At 60.7% G+C, this 17,349-nt stretch carries 18 protein-coding genes; 5 read left to right on the top strand and 13 right to left on the bottom strand.

All coding sequences use genetic code 11. The features are described 5' to 3' along the window. Nucleotides 1–58: 58 nt before the first annotated feature. From ACVWSC_RS00935 to ACVWSC_RS00925, 3 genes are all read right to left on the bottom strand, one after another. On the bottom strand, nt 59–991 hold the full coding sequence (locus tag ACVWSC_RS00935; protein WP_442111389.1) for an SdiA-regulated domain-containing protein: 933 nt from the start codon (nt 989–991) through the stop codon (nt 59–61). A gap of 150 nt (nt 992–1,141) precedes the next feature. Beyond that, on the bottom strand, nt 1,142–1,807 hold the full coding sequence (locus ACVWSC_RS00930) for a fumarylacetoacetate hydrolase family protein (protein WP_442111387.1): 666 nt from the start codon (nt 1,805–1,807) through the stop codon (nt 1,142–1,144). A gap of 41 nt (nt 1,808–1,848) precedes the next feature. Then, on the bottom strand, nt 1,849–3,246 hold the full coding sequence (locus ACVWSC_RS00925) for an FAD-binding oxidoreductase (protein WP_442111385.1): 1,398 nt from the start codon (nt 3,244–3,246) through the stop codon (nt 1,849–1,851). 172 nt (nt 3,247–3,418) lie between these two features. On the opposite strand from ACVWSC_RS00925, the gene serA reads away from it, so the two are divergent. Continuing rightward, nucleotides 3,419–4,648, top strand: coding sequence for a phosphoglycerate dehydrogenase (gene serA, locus ACVWSC_RS00920; RefSeq protein ID WP_442111383.1), 1,230 nt, complete (start codon nt 3,419–3,421; stop codon nt 4,646–4,648). 82 nt (nt 4,649–4,730) lie between these two features. Here the strand turns inward: serA and ACVWSC_RS00915 are convergent, their stop codons facing one another. Continuing rightward, nucleotides 4,731–5,207, bottom strand: coding sequence for a DUF4399 domain-containing protein (locus ACVWSC_RS00915; RefSeq protein ID WP_442111381.1), 477 nt, complete (start codon nt 5,205–5,207; stop codon nt 4,731–4,733). Nucleotides 5,208–5,446: 239 nt separating this feature from the next. Here ACVWSC_RS00915 and ACVWSC_RS00910 point away from each other — a divergent pair, with 239 nt between their 5' ends. Further along, nucleotides 5,447–6,214 (top strand): transporter substrate-binding domain-containing protein, encoded by a 768-nt coding sequence (locus ACVWSC_RS00910; RefSeq protein ID WP_442111379.1) that lies wholly within the window; start codon nt 5,447–5,449, stop codon nt 6,212–6,214. A 67-nt stretch (nt 6,215–6,281) separates the two neighbouring features. Here the strand turns inward: ACVWSC_RS00910 and ACVWSC_RS00905 are convergent, their stop codons facing one another. Continuing rightward, nucleotides 6,282–6,785, bottom strand: a complete 504-nt coding sequence (locus tag ACVWSC_RS00905) for a 2-thiouracil desulfurase family protein (RefSeq protein WP_442111377.1) — start codon at nt 6,783–6,785, stop codon at nt 6,282–6,284. Then, on the bottom strand, nt 6,766–7,398 hold the full coding sequence (locus tag ACVWSC_RS00900) for a 2OG-Fe(II) oxygenase (protein ID WP_442111375.1): 633 nt from the start codon (nt 7,396–7,398) through the stop codon (nt 6,766–6,768). Before ACVWSC_RS00900 ends, ACVWSC_RS00905 begins: the two co-directional genes overlap by 20 nt. 113 nt (nt 7,399–7,511) lie before the next feature. On the opposite strand from ACVWSC_RS00900, the gene ACVWSC_RS00895 reads away from it, so the two are divergent. Further along, nucleotides 7,512–8,261 (top strand): DUF2059 domain-containing protein, encoded by a 750-nt coding sequence (locus tag ACVWSC_RS00895; protein ID WP_442111373.1) that lies wholly within the window; start codon nt 7,512–7,514, stop codon nt 8,259–8,261. On the opposite strand, the gene bipL is transcribed toward ACVWSC_RS00895, so the two are convergent. After that, nucleotides 8,262–9,203, bottom strand: a complete 942-nt coding sequence (bipL, locus tag ACVWSC_RS00890; RefSeq protein WP_442111371.1) for a phospholipase BipL — start codon at nt 9,201–9,203, stop codon at nt 8,262–8,264. 97 nt (nt 9,204–9,300) lie between these two features. Here bipL and ACVWSC_RS00885 point away from each other — a divergent pair, with 97 nt between their 5' ends. Both ACVWSC_RS00885 and ACVWSC_RS00880 read left to right on the top strand, forming a co-directional pair. Beyond that, nucleotides 9,301–9,870, top strand: coding sequence for a DUF6436 domain-containing protein (locus ACVWSC_RS00885; protein WP_442111369.1), 570 nt, complete (start codon nt 9,301–9,303; stop codon nt 9,868–9,870). A 141-nt stretch (nt 9,871–10,011) separates the two neighbouring features. After that, entirely contained in the window at nt 10,012–12,375 is a 2,364-nt protein-coding gene (locus ACVWSC_RS00880) for a penicillin acylase family protein (protein ID WP_442111367.1), read from the top strand. Nucleotides 12,376–12,463: 88 nt separating this feature from the next. On the opposite strand, the gene ACVWSC_RS00875 is transcribed toward ACVWSC_RS00880, so the two are convergent. From ACVWSC_RS00875 to ACVWSC_RS00850, 6 genes are all read right to left on the bottom strand, one after another. Then, nucleotides 12,464–13,249: a MetQ/NlpA family ABC transporter substrate-binding protein gene (locus tag ACVWSC_RS00875; protein WP_442111365.1), complete on the bottom strand. Its 786-nt coding sequence runs from the start codon at nt 13,247–13,249 to the stop codon at nt 12,464–12,466. A 145-nt stretch (nt 13,250–13,394) separates the two neighbouring features. Beyond that, nucleotides 13,395–14,330, bottom strand: coding sequence for a sigma 54-interacting transcriptional regulator (locus tag ACVWSC_RS00870; RefSeq protein ID WP_442111363.1), 936 nt, complete (start codon nt 14,328–14,330; stop codon nt 13,395–13,397). A 65-nt stretch (nt 14,331–14,395) separates the two neighbouring features. Next, nucleotides 14,396–14,977, bottom strand: coding sequence for an alpha/beta hydrolase (locus tag ACVWSC_RS00865; protein WP_442111361.1), 582 nt, complete (start codon nt 14,975–14,977; stop codon nt 14,396–14,398). 285 nt (nt 14,978–15,262) lie between these two features. Beyond that, nucleotides 15,263–15,664: an ExbD/TolR family protein gene (locus tag ACVWSC_RS00860; RefSeq protein ID WP_442111359.1), complete on the bottom strand. Its 402-nt coding sequence runs from the start codon at nt 15,662–15,664 to the stop codon at nt 15,263–15,265. 1 nt (nt 15,665) lies between these two features. Further along, nucleotides 15,666–16,388, bottom strand: a complete 723-nt coding sequence (locus ACVWSC_RS00855) for a MotA/TolQ/ExbB proton channel family protein (RefSeq protein WP_442111357.1) — start codon at nt 16,386–16,388, stop codon at nt 15,666–15,668. Nucleotides 16,389–16,415: 27 nt separating this feature from the next. Continuing rightward, nucleotides 16,416–17,219, bottom strand: coding sequence for an energy transducer TonB (locus ACVWSC_RS00850; protein WP_442111355.1), 804 nt, complete (start codon nt 17,217–17,219; stop codon nt 16,416–16,418). Nucleotides 17,220–17,349 lie beyond the last annotated feature (130 nt).

Raw genomic sequence — 17,349 nt, 5'->3', positions numbered from 1 at the left:
TAACCATATCCAACTGAAGCCAAACTTAATCTTCGTGCAGGACGATTCTTAATGTGGCTCAGGGTTTACGGAAACGATAGAACAGATCCGGCTCGCTGACGATGTACAGCGTGCCGTGTTCGTCCATTGCCACGCCTTCGGCACGCGGAATACGCTTGTTCAAACCATTGAAGCCACCCAGCAGGGTCATGAAACTGACCTGCTCGCCGTTCTCGTTGAGTTCCAGCAGCATGTTGGAGTCGGCGGACAGCACCAGCATATGCCCGGTGCGCGGATCAATGCCCAGTGCCGAGAGGTTGCGCAAATCCAGTTCGTCGCTGGGCAGCGACTGCTTGTCACCAGTCAACGGGCTCTTGCCATCGCTTTTCCAGGTAAACAAGGCAGGCGGGCGTTCTTCGCCAAGGACGATGCGTTGCTGCCGAGGGTCCCAGGCAACCGCTTCAAACGCCTTGTTCTGGTTTTCCGAAGGGCCGAGGTCGTATTGCGGGAAGTCCGCAATGTTCAGCGAACGGGTATCGGCAGTGAGGGTGACGATGGTCATTTTGTGATCACGCTCGTCAACGATCGCCAGGCGCCCGCCTTCAAGTGCGGCGACGCCTTCCGGGTTGCTCCAGCCCACCAGCGGCATCTTGCGCACTACATCGCCATCAAGGGTCAGCTCGACCAGGAACGGGTTCTTGCCCATCACTGCGAACAGGGTTTTGCTTTCAGGGTTGTAGGTCAGGTCGGAGGCTTCGTCGTCTTCCATGCCCGGCAACACCTTGGCATCGATATCGACCACGTAATCCGGCAACCAGATGCTGGCTTGCTGCTCGACCGGGCTTTCAAAGCCCTCTTTTATCCACAACGCGCCGCGATCATCCCAGTGCATGGCGATAGCCACGCCATAGCCAATGATTGCTGCCGCAGCCAACCAGGTAGACCAACGCAAGGCGAGCCCACGCTTGCGCGCAGCGGGCACAGTTTTACTGGAAGGAACGGGAGTGGCCATGGGGGTCGGTGCTCTTTTTTGCCAGTTAATAACACATTACTGGCACGTTGGTAGAGCCAGACCGGCAAGCATTATCCGGATCAAGTGTGAAAAAAATGACAAAAGCCGACAGCATGCAGGGCAGCCAGAGTGGCTGGCTGCCCCAGGGGGTTACAGCACTGTGCTTTCGAAACGGCTGACACCTGGCAATTCCAGTACCAGCTCGTCGCCCGGCTCAAGCGGGCCAACGCCTGCAGGTGTGCCGGTGAGGATGACATCGCCGGCCTGCAGGCTGAACTGCGAAGCCATGTGCTGGATCATCGGCACAATCGGGTTGAGCATCAGCGCGCTGCTGCCGTCCTGGCGCACGTCGCCGTTAATGCTCAGGCGAATACCGATATCGGCCAGGTCTTCGAAGGTGCTGCCAGCGACGAACGGCGCCAGCACGCAGGCGCCATCGAAGCATTTGGCACGCTCCCACGGCAGGCCTTTGGCCTTGAGCTCGGCCTGCAGGTCACGCAGGGTCAGGTCCAGCGCCGGGGCAAAACCGGAAATGGCGTCGAGGACTTCCTCTTCGCTAGGTGCCGGCGACAACGACTTGCCCAGCAACACGGCAATTTCCGCCTCATAGTGCACCGATCCACGCTCAGCCGGGATCTTGAAGCCACTGTTGATCGGCACCACACAGCTGCCTGGCTTGATGAACAGCAACGGCTCGCTCGGAATCGGGTTGTCCAGTTCCTTGGCGTGCTCGGCATAGTTGCGCCCGATGCACACCACTTTGCCCAGAGGAAAGTGAATACGCGTGCCGTCTACATACTGGTGCTGATAGCTCATTACCGACTCCTGGCGCTATTGGAAGCTCTTATGCCTTTGACTTACTCGATCGCGAAGATTTTGCCCGGGTTCATGATCCCGTTAGGATCGAACACCGCCTTCACCGCTTTCATGTATTGAATCTCCACGGGCGAGCGGCTGTAGGTGAGGTAATCACGCTTGGTCATGCCCACGCCGTGTTCTGCAGAAATCGAGCCGTTGTACTGCTGGACGATTTCAAATACCCATTTATTCACCGTAGCGCACTTGGCAAAGAACTCGTCCTTGCTCAGGTCGTCAGGTTTGAGAATGTTCAGGTGCAGGTTGCCGTCGCCGATGTGGCCGTACCAGACCACTTCGAAGTCCGGATAGTTTTCTGCGACGATCGCATCGATATCCCGCAAGAATGCCGGAACTTTTGAAACGGTAACCGAGATATCGTTCTTGTAGGGCGTCCAGTGCGAGATAGTCTCGGAGATGTACTCGCGCAGCTTCCACAGGTTTTGCAGCTGCTGCTCGCTCTGGCTCATCACCCCATCGAGCACCCAGCCTTGTTCCACGCAGTGTTCGAAGGTGGCCAGGGCGGCATTGGCCACCTCTTCGGTGCTCGCTTCGAACTCCAGCAGGGCATAGAACGGGCATGGGGTTTCGAACGGTGCCGGTACATCGCCGCGGCCCATGATCTTGGCCAGCGCCTTGTCGGAGAAAAATTCGAAGGCGGTCAGGTCGAGCTTGTCGCGGAAGGCGTGCAGCACCGGCATGATCGAGTCGAAATCCGGCGTGCCCAGCACCATCGCCGTGAGGTTGTTCGGTGCGCGGTCCAGACGCATGGTCGCTTCCACCACAAAGCCCAGGGTGCCTTCAGCACCGATGAACAGCTGGCGCAGGTCGTAGCCGGTGGCGTTCTTGATCAGGTCCTTGTTCAGTTCCAGCAGGTCGCCAGCGCCGGTCACCACTTTCAGACCAGCCACCCAATTGCGGGTCATACCGTAGCGAATAACCTTGATTCCGCCAGCATTTGTACCAATATTGCCGCCAATCTGGCTTGAACCTGCAGAAGCGAAGTCCACCGGGTAGTACAGTCCCTTGTCTTCGGCAAAGTTCTGCAGTTGCTCGGTCACCACCCCTGGCTGGCACACCACGGTACGGTCGAACTCATCGAAAGCCAGGATCTGGTTCATGTAGTCGAACGACACCACCACTTCGCCATTGGCCGCCACTGCCGCCGCCGAGAGCCCGGTGCGCCCGCCGGACGGCACCAGCGCGACCTTGTTCCGGTTGGCCCAGCGCACGATGGCCTGGACCTGTTCGGTGCTCTTGGGAAACACGATCGCCTGCGGTGCCGGGGCGAAATGCTTGGTCCAGTCCTTGCCGTATGCCTCCAGGGATGCAGCATCGGTCAGCACCTTGCCAGGCTCAACCAGGGTCATCAGCTCATCAAGCAACGCAGAATCGGTCATCGACAGAACTCTCGAACTATTCATAGTCACCCTGAGCACTCTTCACGTGCCAGGGATGGGCGTATCGGGGGGTACTCATGCTAGCATACGCCCCCCGCTGATCGTGCTTTAGGCCGATGCTGCGAGAGCTTCACTTCCCTGCCATTTTTCTCCGGGACACAGGTTTACGCAGATGAGCAAGACTTCTCTCGATAAGAGCAAGATCAAGTTCCTTCTTCTCGAAGGCGTCCACCAATCGGCCGTGGACGTCCTCAAGGCCGCCGGGTATACCAACATCGAGTACCTCACCGGTTCTCTGCCCGACGCTGAGCTGAAAGAAAAGATCGCTGATGCCCACTTCATCGGCATTCGCTCGCGCACTCAACTGACCGAAGAGGTTTTCGACTGCGCCAAGAAACTGGTCGCTGTCGGCTGTTTCTGCATCGGTACCAACCAGGTCGACCTGGACGCGGCCCGCGAGCGCGGTATCGCGGTGTTCAACGCGCCGTACTCCAACACCCGTTCGGTTGCCGAGCTGGTGCTGGCCGAAGCGATCCTGCTGCTGCGCGGCATCCCGGAGAAGAACGCTTCCTGCCACCGTGGTGGCTGGATCAAAAGCGCGGCCAACTCCTTCGAAATCCGCGGCAAAAAGCTGGGTATCGTCGGTTACGGCTCGATCGGTACGCAACTGTCGGTTCTGGCTGAAAGCCTGGGCATGCAGGTGTTCTTCTTCGACCCGCTGACCAAGCTGCCACTGGGTAACGCCACCCAGGTTGCCAGCCTGCACGAACTGCTGGGCCTGGCCGACATCGTTTCGCTGCACGTGCCTGAGCTGCCGTCCACTCAGTGGATGATCGGCGAGAAAGAAATCCGTGCGATGAAGAAAGGCTCGATCCTGATCAACGCCGCCCGCGGTACCGTGGTCGAGCTGGACCACCTGGCTGCAGCGATCAAGGACAAGCACCTGATCGGCGCTGCCATCGACGTGTTCCCGGTTGAGCCACGCTCCAACGACGAGCAGTTCGAAAGCCCGCTGCGTGGCCTGGACAACGTGATCCTGACCCCGCACATCGGCGGTTCCACCGCTGAAGCACAGGCCAACATTGGTCTGGAAGTGGCCGAGAAACTGGTCAAGTACAGCGACAACGGTACGTCCGTATCGTCGGTCAACTTCCCTGAAGTGGCCCTGCCGGCTCACCCAGGCAAGCACCGCCTGCTGCACATCCACGAAAACATTCCGGGCGTACTCAGCGAGATCAACAAAGTCTTCGCCGAAAACGCTATCAACATCTCCGGTCAGTTCCTGCAGACCAACGAGAAAGTCGGTTACGTGGTAATCGATGTTGACGCCGAGTACTCGGACCTGGCGCAAGAAAAACTGCAACACGTCAAGGGCACTATCCGTTCCCGCGTGCTGTTCTAAGTTTTTTCAGTGCTATATCGCGGGGCAAGCCCGCTCCTACAGATCGTGTAGGAGCGGGCTTGCCCCGCGATGCTTTCAACCCTTACTTAACCGTAACGGTAATCTTCTTCGATTCAACGCTTGGCTTGAACGGCACGTGGAACTTGTCACCCAGCACCAGTTGCAGGGTGTGCTTGCCCGGGGTCAACGTCAGCTCAACTTCAGTCTGCGCCTTGCCGAAGTGCAATACCTGTGGACCGGCAGGCAATGGCGCCTTGTTTTCCGGCAGCAGGCTGGTCGGCAACACCTGATCGGCAGCCGGTTCCTTGTCGACATCTACCAGCAAGTGGTGATGACCGGTATGCGGGGTCTGGTCGCCCGCCGGTTTCAGCTCCATGCCCTCAATGCCGAACTTGACGGTGAAGGTCTTATCAACCGTCGCGCCATCGGCCGGGGAAACGATGAAGACCTTGGCGTCTTTCGGCGGCTCTTGGCTCTTCAGGCCTTCGGCGGCTGCGGCAAAAGCCGACACCCCCATCAACAGGCCGACGACGGCTGCACGCGAAACTAGGCTTTTCATTCACTTCTCCTGTGATTCTGTTCTTCAGTAGCTTTCGATAACCTTGCCAGTGAAACAAAAGGCAATGGCTTGTAACCATAGATCAATTGATTCAGAACATATCCGAATATTCTCACAGAAAAATTTGTTCCCTGCGCCTAACATCCTACTGCTGATGCTGTCCTAACTTACGCTCGACCGTGGCATTATCAGAAAGCCACGGCGATCTTCTTCACTGCCAATATTTTCAAGGGACTTCGATGCGTTTGACCACAGGGATACTTCTTTGCACCCTGCTCAGCCCATGGGCACATGCCGAACTGATTGACGATATGAACGACCGCGGCGAGCTGCGCATTGCCGTGGAAGCCAATATGGCGCCGTTCAACTTCAAAGATGACGGCAAACTGGCCGGCTTTGAAATCGAACTTGGCCAGGCGCTTGCCGATGAACTGGATGTGCGCGCCGAATTCATCGTCACCACCCGCGACGACGTGCTGCCGGGTGTTGAAAGCGGCAAATACGACATTGCCCTGAACCAGATCGCCGCCACCCCCGAACTCAAAGAACGCCTGGATTTCAGCGAACCCTACAGCTATTCCAGCGCACAACTGATTGTGCGCAAAGAGGAGAAGCGCCCGCTGAGTACCCTCCAGGCGCTCAAGGGCCACAGCCTTGGCGTGGTCCAGGGCAGCCAGTTCGCCGAGCAGGCGCGTGGCGTTGAAGGGGTCGACCTGCGTAGCTATCCAGACGCCACCCAGCCGATCAAGGATGTGGCCAACGACCAGATCGACGCGGCGATCAGCGACCGCCTGCTGGTGCCGTACGCCATACGCGACAGCCAGCAAGCGGTGACCGAGGGCGCCACCGTTGGGCCGATCCTGAGCCTGGCGATTCCATTCCAGAAGGGTAATCCGGCGTTCCATAGCGCTGTGGATAAAGCCCTGCAGCGCATCAAGGCCGATGGCCGGCTCAACACCCTGTCGCAGAAATGGTTCGGGATGGACGCCAGCAAGCCACCGAAGTAAGCACACCTATCGCGGGGCAAGCCCGCTCCCACAGATCCCTGTAGGAGCGGGCTTGCCCCGCGATTTTTTACAGTTGCGCAATCGCCAGCTCTGCCGCCTCAAGCTCCAGCTCGCTGAATACCAGCACCCCTTCGCGGCGCAGCAACGCAGCTGTCACCCCTTCGCCAGTGACTTTGTTGCCACTGAAGGTGCCGTCATAGGTCAACAGGTTGCCGCACGAAGGGCTGCCCGATTTCAGCACCGCAATGCGAATGCCGTGACGCCGCACCAGCTCCAGCGCCAACTGCGCCCCGGCCAGAAACTGCGCGCTGACATCCTCGCCGCTGACAGTAATCACCTGGGCCTCACCATCAAGCACCGCACGGCCCTGACCACCGGGAATTTCCGCAGGAGGCCGCGGTGTTGGCAGCCCGCCAGCGACTTCCGGGCACAATGGCACAACCCGGCCTTCAGCCTGCCAACGCTGGAGCAGATCAGGATGACCACTGCTGCGCCCGTCATAGCGCACCGCTTGCCCTAGCAGGCAGGCGCTGACCAGCACCTTGGGTAGGTCAGAAGGGTTCGTTGCCACGACGGCGGAACCAGCCGGTCACCGACAGACGCTCACGGTTGGCCGGCAACACTTCATGGGGAATATCGCCCGACAGGAACACCACCAGGCAACCACCTACCGGCTGCACGTCGTGTTCCTCGCCGTTTTTCAAGCTCATGCGCAACTGGCCGCCGTCCTCGGGTAGCCAGTCCGGATTGAGGTAGATCACTGCCGACACGGTGCGTCGGTCGTCATCGCGAAAACGGTCCAGGTGCTTGCGGTAAAAAGCCCCCGGCGGGTACAGGGCAAAGTGGCACTCGAAGTCTTCAAGGCCCAGGTACAAGCCGCGGTTGAGCGCTTCACGCAGGCTGTCCATCAACTCGAGGTACTGGTCGCAGCACTCCGCCTGGCCGGGCTCGAGCCATTGGATGTGATCACCACGAATGCCCTCGCGAACCCCTTGAGCAGACCCTCGCCCTACCGCTGCAGGCGCCAGTTCGCCCTCGGCAGCACGATTACGGCACTCAGCCGCCAGCGCCAGCGTCAGCGACGCTGGAAGAAAGATGTCCTGCTGTGACCAGCCGTGGGTGGCCAGGTCGTCGACAATGCGCAACAGCAGTGGGTGATCAGAAGATAGGGGCATGGCGCGCATAGTATCGATCTACCAGGAAAACCGACAGCGCCACTTGGCTGAGAGTATGCAATGGCTTCTCGACAAAGCCCGGCAAGGCCAAGACAATAGCGCCCTGCCGACAGGAGTCCTGAATGCGCCGTTTGTTTTTTTTGCTGATGATGATCTGCACCACGCCTGTCTGGGCAGACAGCCTCGACCAACTGTACAAGGTGGCTGGCTGGCCCGAGCAGCGCGCCCACTTTACCGATGCCCTCGATGCCGCTCAGCAGCGCTATCGCAATAGTCTGCCGCCCGCAGTTTTTCAGGCCCTGGTCAATAACAGTAACCAGCGCTTTCAAGCCCAGGCGGTGGATAAGCGTGCCCAGGCGCAATTGCGCGCCAACCTGAGCAATCCTGCCCCTGCGCTGGCGTTCTTCCAGTCGCCGCTCGGGCGCAAGATCGTCGCCGCCGAGCTGTTGGCCACGCGCCGCGACCAGTTGGCGAAAAATGCCAAGGGCTTGCCGAAGATTGAAGCCAGCGACAACCGCTTGCTGATTATCGGCCACCTGGCCCAGGCCCTGCCTGCCCGCGAAGCCGGCGCCGAAGTCAGCCTGGCGATTGCCGGGGTTGCCGCCGACAGCCTCAGCCAGATGATTCCTGGCCTGCTCGGTGGTGGCCAGGCGCAAAGCCTGCTCGATGGCCAGCGCCAGCGGCTGATGCAGCAAATCGGCAGCGAGCTGAACAACACCCTGCTGTATGTGTATCGCGACCTGTCGGATGCCGAGCTCGATGAGTTCGCCACCTTCGCCGAATCGGCCGAAGGCCAGGCGTACTACAAGGCTGCCCTGGCTGCCATTCGCGCCGGGCTGGCCGTTGGGCAGAACACTTCGGACCTGAAGTGATCAGCCCAAACGCTGGTCGATGAAGTCGAAATAGCGCTGGCGAATCGCCGGCAACTCATTGGCCAAGTGATGCCGCGCCTCGGGGATCAACAGAATCTCCGGCGTGGCGAACTTCTCCTGCAGCACCTTGAGGTTATGCGGCCAGTCCACAGTCATGTCGGACTCTCCCTGAATGATCAACGGCTGCCGCGCACTGACAGGCGCCGCCTCGATACGCTTGACCCACTCCACCAGCGCGCCAACCCAGGCGGTGGGCAAGCGCCGTGGTTGCAGCGGGTCAGCCTGCAGGAACGGCAAGAAGGTCGGATCGTTGCTGTTCTCGCTGAAGCGCCGCTCGATGCCTTTCACAAACGGTCGCAACAGGTGATAGCTGAGCTTTGACCAACGCCATGCACGTGGCCGCACCAGGGGTGCCAGCAGGATCACCTCGCCCTGGGCCGGGCTTTGCGCACCGCCGTGCAGCAGGTGATCGATGACAATCGCGCCGCCGGTACTTTGCCCGCACAGGTGCCAGGGCTGTGGCAGATCCAGGGCCCGGCCTTGCTCGAACAAGGCCTGTAGCACCTGCTGGTAAGTGCCGAAATCGTCGATGCTGGCCCGCTCACCGCTGGACAAACCGTGCCCCGGCAGGTCACAGGCGAGCACGGCGTAGTCCTGGTCCAGTGCCCAGTCGATGACATGACGGTACAACCCCATGTGGTCGTAAAAGCCATGCAGCAACACCAGCGTCGCCACTGGCGCAGGCGGCAACCAGACCTGCCCGACCACCTCGAAACCCGCCGCCTGGAAACGGCCCAGCCAGCGCTGCGGGGCAACCTTGCGCGCCGACAGGTCCAGCCCGTAGTAGCGTTGATAGGCCTGGGCCTCGGTCGACAACGGCTGACGCGCCGTCATTGCAGACAGGCTGGCGCGTAACGAGTCGGGTTGAAAAGACGCAGGCATAGAAAATTCCACACAGCAAAAGCCGGATATTGACCTGTGATATTCAGCTGTCGTCGGCAGCATGGCAAGCTAGGCAACTTTTTCTGGAATTTGCCCGATGCTTGCGCCTGCCACCCGAACCTTGCTTGGCCTGATAATCGCTGCGCTTTGCGCCGTCGGCTTATGGTGGGCCTATGACAGTTTCCAGAGTCGCTACCTGCGCACCTTCGACGAGCAAACCGCGCTGTTCTCCGGCGATCGTCTGCAGCTACCAGCAGACATCGCTGGCCCCGGCCCGATCCGCCTGGTGCACTTCTGGGACCCGGCCTGCCCGTGCAACGTCGGCAACCAGCAGCACCTGGCCGAACTGATCGAGCACTTCAGCCCTCAGGGCGTTGAGTTTTACGTGGTGCAAAAGCCCGGCAGCCACGGACAGTTGCCCAGCACCCTCAGCGCACTCAAACCCCTGCCCGAACTGCCCGGCGCAGAGCACCTGCCCGCCAGCCCCGGCGTGGCGATCTGGGACCGCCAGGGCCAGTTGGCCTACTTTGGCCCCTACAGCGAAGGCGCAACCTGCAATTCGAGCAACAGCTTCATCGAGCCGATATTGCTGGCCTTGAGCCAAGGCCGCGCAGTCAGCGCAACCCACACGATGGCCGTGGGTTGCTACTGCCCCTGGAGCCCTTGACGCAGGCGCGCGGGGTGCCCTCAGCGGCAGTCATGTTCTGTTGAGCACCACAGTCCATGCGCCCCTCTTTGGGGCTATTCTGTGTGCGAATTTGCTCGAAGATCGGACCACAACATCCAATAAAAAGCACAAGGAGTCCCAATGAAACGCAGCCTGACATTCCTCGCTGTGGTCATTGCCGCAGCAGCAGGCGGTGGGTATTGGTATGTGCACGGCAAGTTGCCGCAGCGCGAGGGCGAAGTCACCCTGTCCAGCCTGCAAGCGCCGGTCAGTGTGCGTTACGACGCCCGCGGCGTGCCGCATATCGAGGCCGCCAACGAAACCGACCTGTACCGCGCGCTGGGCTATGTGCATGCCCAGGACCGCTTGTTCCAGATGGAGATCATCCGCCGCCTGGCACGTGGCGAGTTGGCGGAAATCCTCGGTCGCAAGCTGCTGCCCACCGATACCTTGTTCCGCAATCTGCGCATTCGTGAACAGGCCGAACGCTACGTTGAACGCCAGGACAAGCAATCACCCGCCTGGCTTGCCCTGCAGGCCTACCTCGATGGCGTCAACGCCTGGCAGGCCAGCCATCCCAAGCCGATGGAATTCGATGCGCTGGGTATTACTCCACGGCCCTTTACCGCGCAAGACACCCTGAGCATCGCCGGGTACATGGCCTACAGCTTTGCTGCGGCATTTCGCACAGAACCAGCCATGACCTTTGTCCGCGACCAACTCGGCAGCGAGTACCTGAAGGTCTTCGACCTCGACTGGAACCCCGAGGGCGCGCTGCACAGCCGACCGCCTCTGGCAGCTGCCGACTGGAGCAGCCTGAAGCACTTGGCCCGCGTCAGCCAGCAGGCCTTGAGTGAGGCAGGCATCCCGCAATACGAAGGCAGCAACGCCTGGGCGGTGTCCGGCAGCCGTACACGCAGTGGCAAACCGTTGCTGGCGGGCGATCCGCATATCAGCTTTGCCGTGCCCTCTGTCTGGTACGAGGCCGAACTGTCGGCGCCCGGTTTCAATCTCTACGGCTATCACCAGGCGCTCAACCCGTTTGCATCGTTGGGGCACAACCGTGAATTCGGTTGGAGCCTGACCATGTTCCAGAACGACGATGTCGACCTGATCGCCGAGCAGGTCAACCCGGCCAACCCCGAGCAAGTGCGCATCAATGGCCAATGGCAGCCGCTGACCATCACCCAGGACAGCATTGCGGTTAAAGGCGAGGAGCCAGTCAGCATCACGCTGCGCCGCTCACCGCATGGCCCGATCGTCAACGACGTGATCGGCACCAACGCCGGGCCCACACCGATTGCCATGTGGTGGGCGTTCCTGGAAAGCGATAATCCGATTCTCGATGGCTTCTACCAGATCAACCGCGCCAATACCCTGGACAAGATGCGTAGCGCTGCAGAAAAGGTTCAAGCGCCCGGGCTCAACCTGGTGTGGGCCAATGCCAGTGGCGACATTGGCTGGTGGGCCGCCGCACAACTGCCGATCCGCCCGGACGGGGTGAACCCGACGTTCATCCTCGACGGCAGCACAGCCCAGGCCGACAAGCTTGGCTTCTACCCCTTCAGCGCCAACCCGCAGCAAGAAAACCCTGCCAGCGGCTATATCGTCTCGGCCAACTACCAGCCGCCTGCAGCCATGCCCATTCCCGGTTACTACAACCTCGCCGACCGTGGCCAACAGCTAGACCGCCACCTGGCCGACCCACAGATCAAATGGGATACACAAAACAGCCGGGCGCTGCAGCTCGATACAGCCAGCGGCTATGGCCCACGGACCTTGGCACCGTTGCTCAAGACCTTGCGTGAAGTGGCTACCGGCGAACAGGAGCAAGAGCTGGTCGAGCAACTAGCAAGCTGGAGCGGTGACTACCCGCTGGACTCGGTCAATGCCACGCTGTTCAACCAGTTCCTCTACGACCTGGCGTACGCGGCCATGCACGACGAGCTGGGTGACACCTGGTTCCAGACCATGATCAGTACCCGCGCCATCGACGCGGCCTTGCCACGCCTGGCCGCTGATGCCGATTCGCCGTGGTGGGGGCTGCACGGCAGCAGTGAACGCGGCACGCGCAGCGAAGCGGTCAAACGCGCCTGGCAGGCCAGCCTGAAACATTTGCGTGAAACCTTGGGCAATGACCCGAGCGCCTGGCAATGGGGCAAGGCCCACACCTTGACCCACAACCATCCGTTGGGGCTGCAGAAACCGCTGAATCTGTTGTTCAACGTCGGCCCATTCGCTGCACCGGGTACTCATGAAGTGCCGAACAATTTGTCGGCGAAGATCGGTCCGGCGCCTTGGCCGGTGACCTATGGCCCTTCGACCCGGCGCTTGATCGACTTCGCCGATGCCGCACAGGCGCTGACCATCAATCCGGTTGGGCAAAGTGGCGTGCTGTTCGACCGGCATTACGCCGATCAAGCCAAAGACTATATCGAGGGGCAGTACCACAGGGCACAGATGGGGGTGATACCGGCGCAAAGCACTTTGCGCCTGGTACCGTAGGGGCGGCGGTGGGGCGACTTGGCTTGCCCTGCGATAGCGTTGTGTCAGGTATACCGCTATCGCGGGGCAAGCCCGCTCCTACCGAGGATCAGAATGCTGGCAGGACGGCGCCGCTGTACTTCTTCTCGATGAAGGTTTTCACTTCCGGGCTGGTCAGGGCTTTGGCCAGTTTCTGGATCGCTTCGCTGTCCTTGTTGTCTGGACGGGCCACCAGGAAGTTCACGTAAGGCGAGTCGGAACCTTCAATCACCAGTGCGTCTTTGGCCGGGTTCAGGCCCGCTTCCAGCGCATAGTTGGTGTTGATCATGTCCAGGTCTACCTGATCCAGTACGCGCGGCAGCATGGCCGACTCAAGCTCGCGGAATTTCAGGTTCTTCGGGTTCTGGGCGATGTCTTTTGGCGTGGCCAGGGCGTTCTTCGGATCCTTCAGGGTGATCAAGCCCGCTTTCTGCAATAGCAGCAAGGCACGGCCGCTGTTGCTGCCTTCGTTAGGAATGGCAACGGTGGCGCCATCTTTGAGTTCGCTCAGGCTTTTGACTTTCTTCGAGTAACCACCGAAAGGCTCGACGTGTACGCCGATCACCGTCTCCAGGTGGGTGCCTTTGCCTTCGTTGAAGTTCTTCAGGTACGGCAGGGTCTGGAAGTAGTTGGCATCCAGGCGCTTCTGATCGACCTGAACGTTAGGCTGCACATAGTCGGTGAACACCTTGATCTCCAGATCCACGCCCTCTTTGGCCAGGGTTGGCTTGATCAGCTCAAGGATTTCAGCGTGAGGAACCGGAGTGGCTGCAACCACCAGCTTTTCGCCAGCGTTGGCGAAACCTGCAACCGACAGAGCGGCTGCCAGAGCGGTGAACAACAGGGCCTTTTTCATGTGCAGTCCTTATTCGAATACAGGGCCATCGGTCGACGGCAAAATTAGGCTGCCAGCACGTTAATCGCTGGCTTGGAGCGGACAATACCGAGATTCTTTATGCCGCAACAATATCTTTTATTTTGACGCTTATTCCATTTAGTAATTATTGCGTTTGCAGGCGTACCAAGGCTTGTTCCAACACCTTCTGCAAGGCGCTGCGCTCACCAGCGACCGCGCGCTGGCACAGTTGATCGAGCTGGCTGCTCAGTGCTTGCAGGGGGGTAGGCAAGTTCAGATGCTGCGGCAAAATTTCCTCGCCACTGCTGACCAGCAAGGCAAAGTGGATAACGTTTTCCAGCTCGCGGGTGTTGCCTGGCCAGCTGTGCAGCTCCAGCACGCGCTGGGCGGCCTCACTGATCAATGGCACCGGCAGGTTCAGCCGCGGGCTGTAGATGCCGACGAAATACTCGGCCAACGGCAGAATATCGCCAACCCGCTCGCGCAGGGCTGGGAGCTCCAGCTGCCCTTCATGCAAATAGTGGTAAAGCCGCTCATGAAACTTGCCCGCTGCCACCGCCTCGCCAAGGTCAATACTCGACGCCGCAACCAGCCGCACATCGACCGGGTTGGGTTGCTGGGCACCGACCCGGGTGACTTCACGGTTTTCCAGCGCAGCCAGCAATTTGACCTGGATCGCCAGCGGCAGGTCGGCGATTTCGTCCAGGTACAGCGTGCCGCCATTGGCCGAACCAAACCAGCCCGCGCGGCTGCTGGCGGTACCACTGTGGGCACCGGCGCTGTAACCGAACAGCTCGGCATCGGCGTAGGTCGGGCTGATTGCGGCACAGTTGACCGAAACGAACAGCCCGCCGCGATCACTGGCGCGGTGAATCTGCCGGGCCAGCAGTTCCTTGCCGGTGCCGGTCTCGCCACGGATCAATACCGGCAGCGCCAACGGCGCCAGTAGCTCCAGCTCCTCGCGCAGTTGCCGCGAACGCGGGTCGACGAACACCAGCGCCTTGGCGCGGATGCTCAGGGGGCTCTTGTCCTGCTCGGGAAAGGTCAACAGCGGCTGACCGAACGTGTCGTGAATACTCATGGCAAACTCCCGCCCGCAGCTACCGGGGCCGGGCGTTGGTCTTGAAAGTCAGTGAGCGCCTGAACTCAGGCGCGGCGAAGTGCGTGCTGTTCCAGGCGGTTCTGCAGGCGGTACAGGTAGGCGAAGCCCTGCTCCCAGCGGCGATGTCCGGACTTGACGTTGATATGCCCGGCACCGGCGAGAAAGCCGACCTCCGCGCCCCAGGCCCGCGCCAGTTGCATGGCGCGCGGCGCACTGACGGCAGGGTCGTTGTCGGAGCTGACGACCTGGCTGGGAAACGGCAGCAGCTGCTCTGCAATCGGTGCGAAGTTACGCAGCGCCGGGGCACAGGTGGGGCGCTCGACATCGGCAGGCGCCACCAACAATGCACCGCGTACGCGGCGCAGCAGGCTGGCACTGGCTTGCGCCGCCCAATGGGCAACGGTGATGCAACCCAGGCTGTGGGCAATCAGGATCACCGGAGATTCGTCAGCCGCGACCGCCTGTTCCAGGGCCGCGACCCAATCCTGGCGCTGCGGCGTCAACCAATCGCGTTGCTCGACCCGCGCGCTGTTGGGCAGCACTTGCTGCCAATGACTCTGCCAATGATCCTCTGGCGAACCTTGCCAGCCCGGCACAATCAGGTAACGGATCGACGTGTTGCGCATGGGGACGCCTCCTGCTGGGTTTGCGTGCTTGAGGTCAAGTATAGGGAGGCGTTTATATTCGTAAAGGAATAAGAAGCTATTTATTAATAACCAAATTACAACTGTAGGAGCGGGCTTGCCCCGCGATAGCGGTGTGTCAGCCACCCTCGCATCGCGGGGCAAGCCCGCTCCCACAGAGGGTGCAAGACAGTTGCCCATAAGGGGTGACCAAGGTGGTTTTCTTAAAAAAAAGGGGTCACCCCCTGCCTAGGAATGACCCCCGAAGTCCTGCCTGAGGTGTGTTGCTCAGCGAGCGGTAATCACCGACAACTTGGTGATGCCCGCACGTTCGATCGAGGCCATGGCACGCGCCACTTCCCCATAATTCACGCCATCATCGGCCTGCAGTTGCACGCGCAATTCCGGGTCTTTGACTTTGGCTGCCTGAAGGCTGGTTTCCAGTGTGTCGGGCTGGATTTCATCCTTGTTGATGAACAACTTGCCGCCACCATCGATGCTCACCACCAGCGGGTCTTTCTGCTCCACCGGGGCCACGGCTTCGGTCTTGGGCAAGTTGATCGGGATGGCGTTGGTCAGTAACGGCGCGGTGACGATAAACACCACCAGCAACACCAACATCACATCCACCAGTGGCGTTACGTTGATTTCGCTGAGTACTTCGTCGCTGTCCTGGGTCGAGAAGGCCATGTCAGGAAGCCTCCTTCACTTTTTGCGCGGCACTGCCGGATGGCTTGTAGGCAGTGGGGTGCACCAGTACGCGGAAGGCACTCTTCTGCGCCAGGCTGTAGAAGTCGTGGGCGAAGTCATCGAGGTCGGCAGCGGTGAGCTTCAAGCGCCGCAGAAAATAGTTGTAAACCAGCACCGCAGGCACCGCGACGGCAATCCCCACGCCGGTGGCGACCAGCGCCGCACCAATCGGCCCGGCCACGGTTTCCAGGCTCGCCGAGCCCGCCGCGCTGATGCCCTTGAGGGCTTCCATGATGCCCCAGACCGTGCCGAACAGGCCGATGAAGGGCGAGGTGCTGCCGATACTGGCAACCACTGCCAGGCCGGTTTCCAGCGAGCGCCGTTCACGCACGATTTGCTGGCGCAAGGCACGTTCCAGGCGGTCTTGATGGTTGATGGCCTGGCTCAGGTCACTGGCCTGGCCAGGTTCGCCCACCGCAATCGCCGCGTAACCGGCCTGCGCCACCCGTGCCGCTGCACCGGGTTGGCTCTCGCTCAGTTCGGCTGCGGCATCCAGGCTGGACGCCGCCCAGAAGTGCTTGTGAAAACGCTTGTCCTGGTTTTTCAGGCGTACAAACTGCACACCCTTGACCAAAGCCAGGCCCCAGGTGATCACCGAAAAGCCCACCAGCAGCCAGATCACCGCGCTTTCAATGGATTCGAGGGGGGATGCCAATAACGTCATGATCAGTACTCTCTCTGTTAGCGCGAATTAGTGGATCTTGAATTCGATTGGCACGCTGACCCAGCCGTCCACGGCCACTGCACCCTGCTTGGCCGGAGCGAAACTCCAGCGCTTGACCGCCGCCAACGCGGCATCGTCGAGCTGTTGGCGACCGCTACTGCTTTGCAGCTGAATCTCCCCCGGCTTGCCGCTGGCCAGCACATGCACTCGCAACAACACCGTGCCTTCCCAGCCACGCCGATGGGCCAGTGCCGGGTACTCCGGCGCCGGGTTCTTCAGGTACCCGGCGCTGGCCGAGGCTGGCGTGATCGGTGCCGGTGCGGGCGGCGCCGGTGCGGCAACCGCTGGCGTGGGCGCAGGCGCTGGTTCGACCGCCTTGGGCGCGGGCGTTGGCGCAGGCTTGGGCGCCGGCTTTGGTTTGGGCTGCGGCTTGGGTTTAGGCACCGGCTTAGGCGCAGGTTTGGCCGCCAGTTCATCAACCACTGGCGGCGGTGGCTCGACCACGGCCGGTGGCGGCGCGGGTGGCGGCGGTTCAACGGCCGGTGGTGCAGGTTGGGAAAACTCAATGGTCATCGGGGGGATTTGCGGCGGTACCACCGGCAGCACCGGCGTAGGCGCCTGACTGAGCCAATAGGCGACAGCGCCATGCAAGGCCAGGGCGAACAGCCCCAGGAGGATTTTTTCCTGACGCCCCAGGGCACTGCGCGGCGTGCGCTGCAAACGCTGCTGCGCCAAGGGCAAGCGGTGCGCTCGACCAAGATCAACCAGCTCCGCACTTGGCGTCTGGCGCCAAAGCACATTGAGCGCGGCGGCGGTCTGGACATTACCCATTGATCAGCTCCTGGAGTCTCTGTGTGTTTCATCGCAAGCCCGTCAATGGCCTGCGTTGCCTGAATCATTGATGCACACTGCTTAGTTCATAAAGTAATTTTTAAAGTTAAAAATAGAACCAAAACGAATA

Source organism: Pseudomonas sp. NUPR-002, assembly GCF_056322725.1.
This window is presented reverse-complemented; position numbering and strand designations above follow the sequence as displayed.

Bases quoted from the DNA above. Each gene is read 5' to 3' on its own strand.
- ACVWSC_RS00935 (WP_442111389.1), bottom strand. From the start codon at position 991: ATGGCCACTCCCGTTCCTTCCAGTAAAACTGTGCCCGCTGCGCGCAAG.
- ACVWSC_RS00930 (WP_442111387.1), bottom strand. From the start codon at position 1,807: ATGAGCTATCAGCACCAGTATGTAGACGGCACGCGTATTCACTTTCCT.
- ACVWSC_RS00925 (WP_442111385.1), bottom strand. From the start codon at position 3,246: ATGACCGATTCTGCGTTGCTTGATGAGCTGATGACCCTGGTTGAGCCT.
- serA (WP_442111383.1), top strand. From the start codon at position 3,419: ATGAGCAAGACTTCTCTCGATAAGAGCAAGATCAAGTTCCTTCTTCTC.
- ACVWSC_RS00915 (WP_442111381.1), bottom strand. From the start codon at position 5,207: ATGAAAAGCCTAGTTTCGCGTGCAGCCGTCGTCGGCCTGTTGATGGGG.
- ACVWSC_RS00910 (WP_442111379.1), top strand. From the start codon at position 5,447: ATGCGTTTGACCACAGGGATACTTCTTTGCACCCTGCTCAGCCCATGG.
- ACVWSC_RS00900 (WP_442111375.1), bottom strand. From the start codon at position 7,398: ATGCGCGCCATGCCCCTATCTTCTGATCACCCACTGCTGTTGCGCATT.
- ACVWSC_RS00895 (WP_442111373.1), top strand. From the start codon at position 7,512: ATGCGCCGTTTGTTTTTTTTGCTGATGATGATCTGCACCACGCCTGTC.
- bipL (WP_442111371.1), bottom strand. From the start codon at position 9,203: ATGCCTGCGTCTTTTCAACCCGACTCGTTACGCGCCAGCCTGTCTGCA.
- ACVWSC_RS00885 (WP_442111369.1), top strand. From the start codon at position 9,301: ATGCTTGCGCCTGCCACCCGAACCTTGCTTGGCCTGATAATCGCTGCG.
- ACVWSC_RS00880 (WP_442111367.1), top strand. From the start codon at position 10,012: ATGAAACGCAGCCTGACATTCCTCGCTGTGGTCATTGCCGCAGCAGCA.
- ACVWSC_RS00875 (WP_442111365.1), bottom strand. From the start codon at position 13,249: ATGAAAAAGGCCCTGTTGTTCACCGCTCTGGCAGCCGCTCTGTCGGTT.
- ACVWSC_RS00870 (WP_442111363.1), bottom strand. From the start codon at position 14,330: ATGAGTATTCACGACACGTTCGGTCAGCCGCTGTTGACCTTTCCCGAG.
- ACVWSC_RS00865 (WP_442111361.1), bottom strand. From the start codon at position 14,977: ATGCGCAACACGTCGATCCGTTACCTGATTGTGCCGGGCTGGCAAGGT.
- ACVWSC_RS00860 (WP_442111359.1), bottom strand. From the start codon at position 15,664: ATGGCCTTCTCGACCCAGGACAGCGACGAAGTACTCAGCGAAATCAAC.
- ACVWSC_RS00855 (WP_442111357.1), bottom strand. From the start codon at position 16,388: ATGACGTTATTGGCATCCCCCCTCGAATCCATTGAAAGCGCGGTGATC.
- ACVWSC_RS00850 (WP_442111355.1), bottom strand. From the start codon at position 17,219: ATGGGTAATGTCCAGACCGCCGCCGCGCTCAATGTGCTTTGGCGCCAG.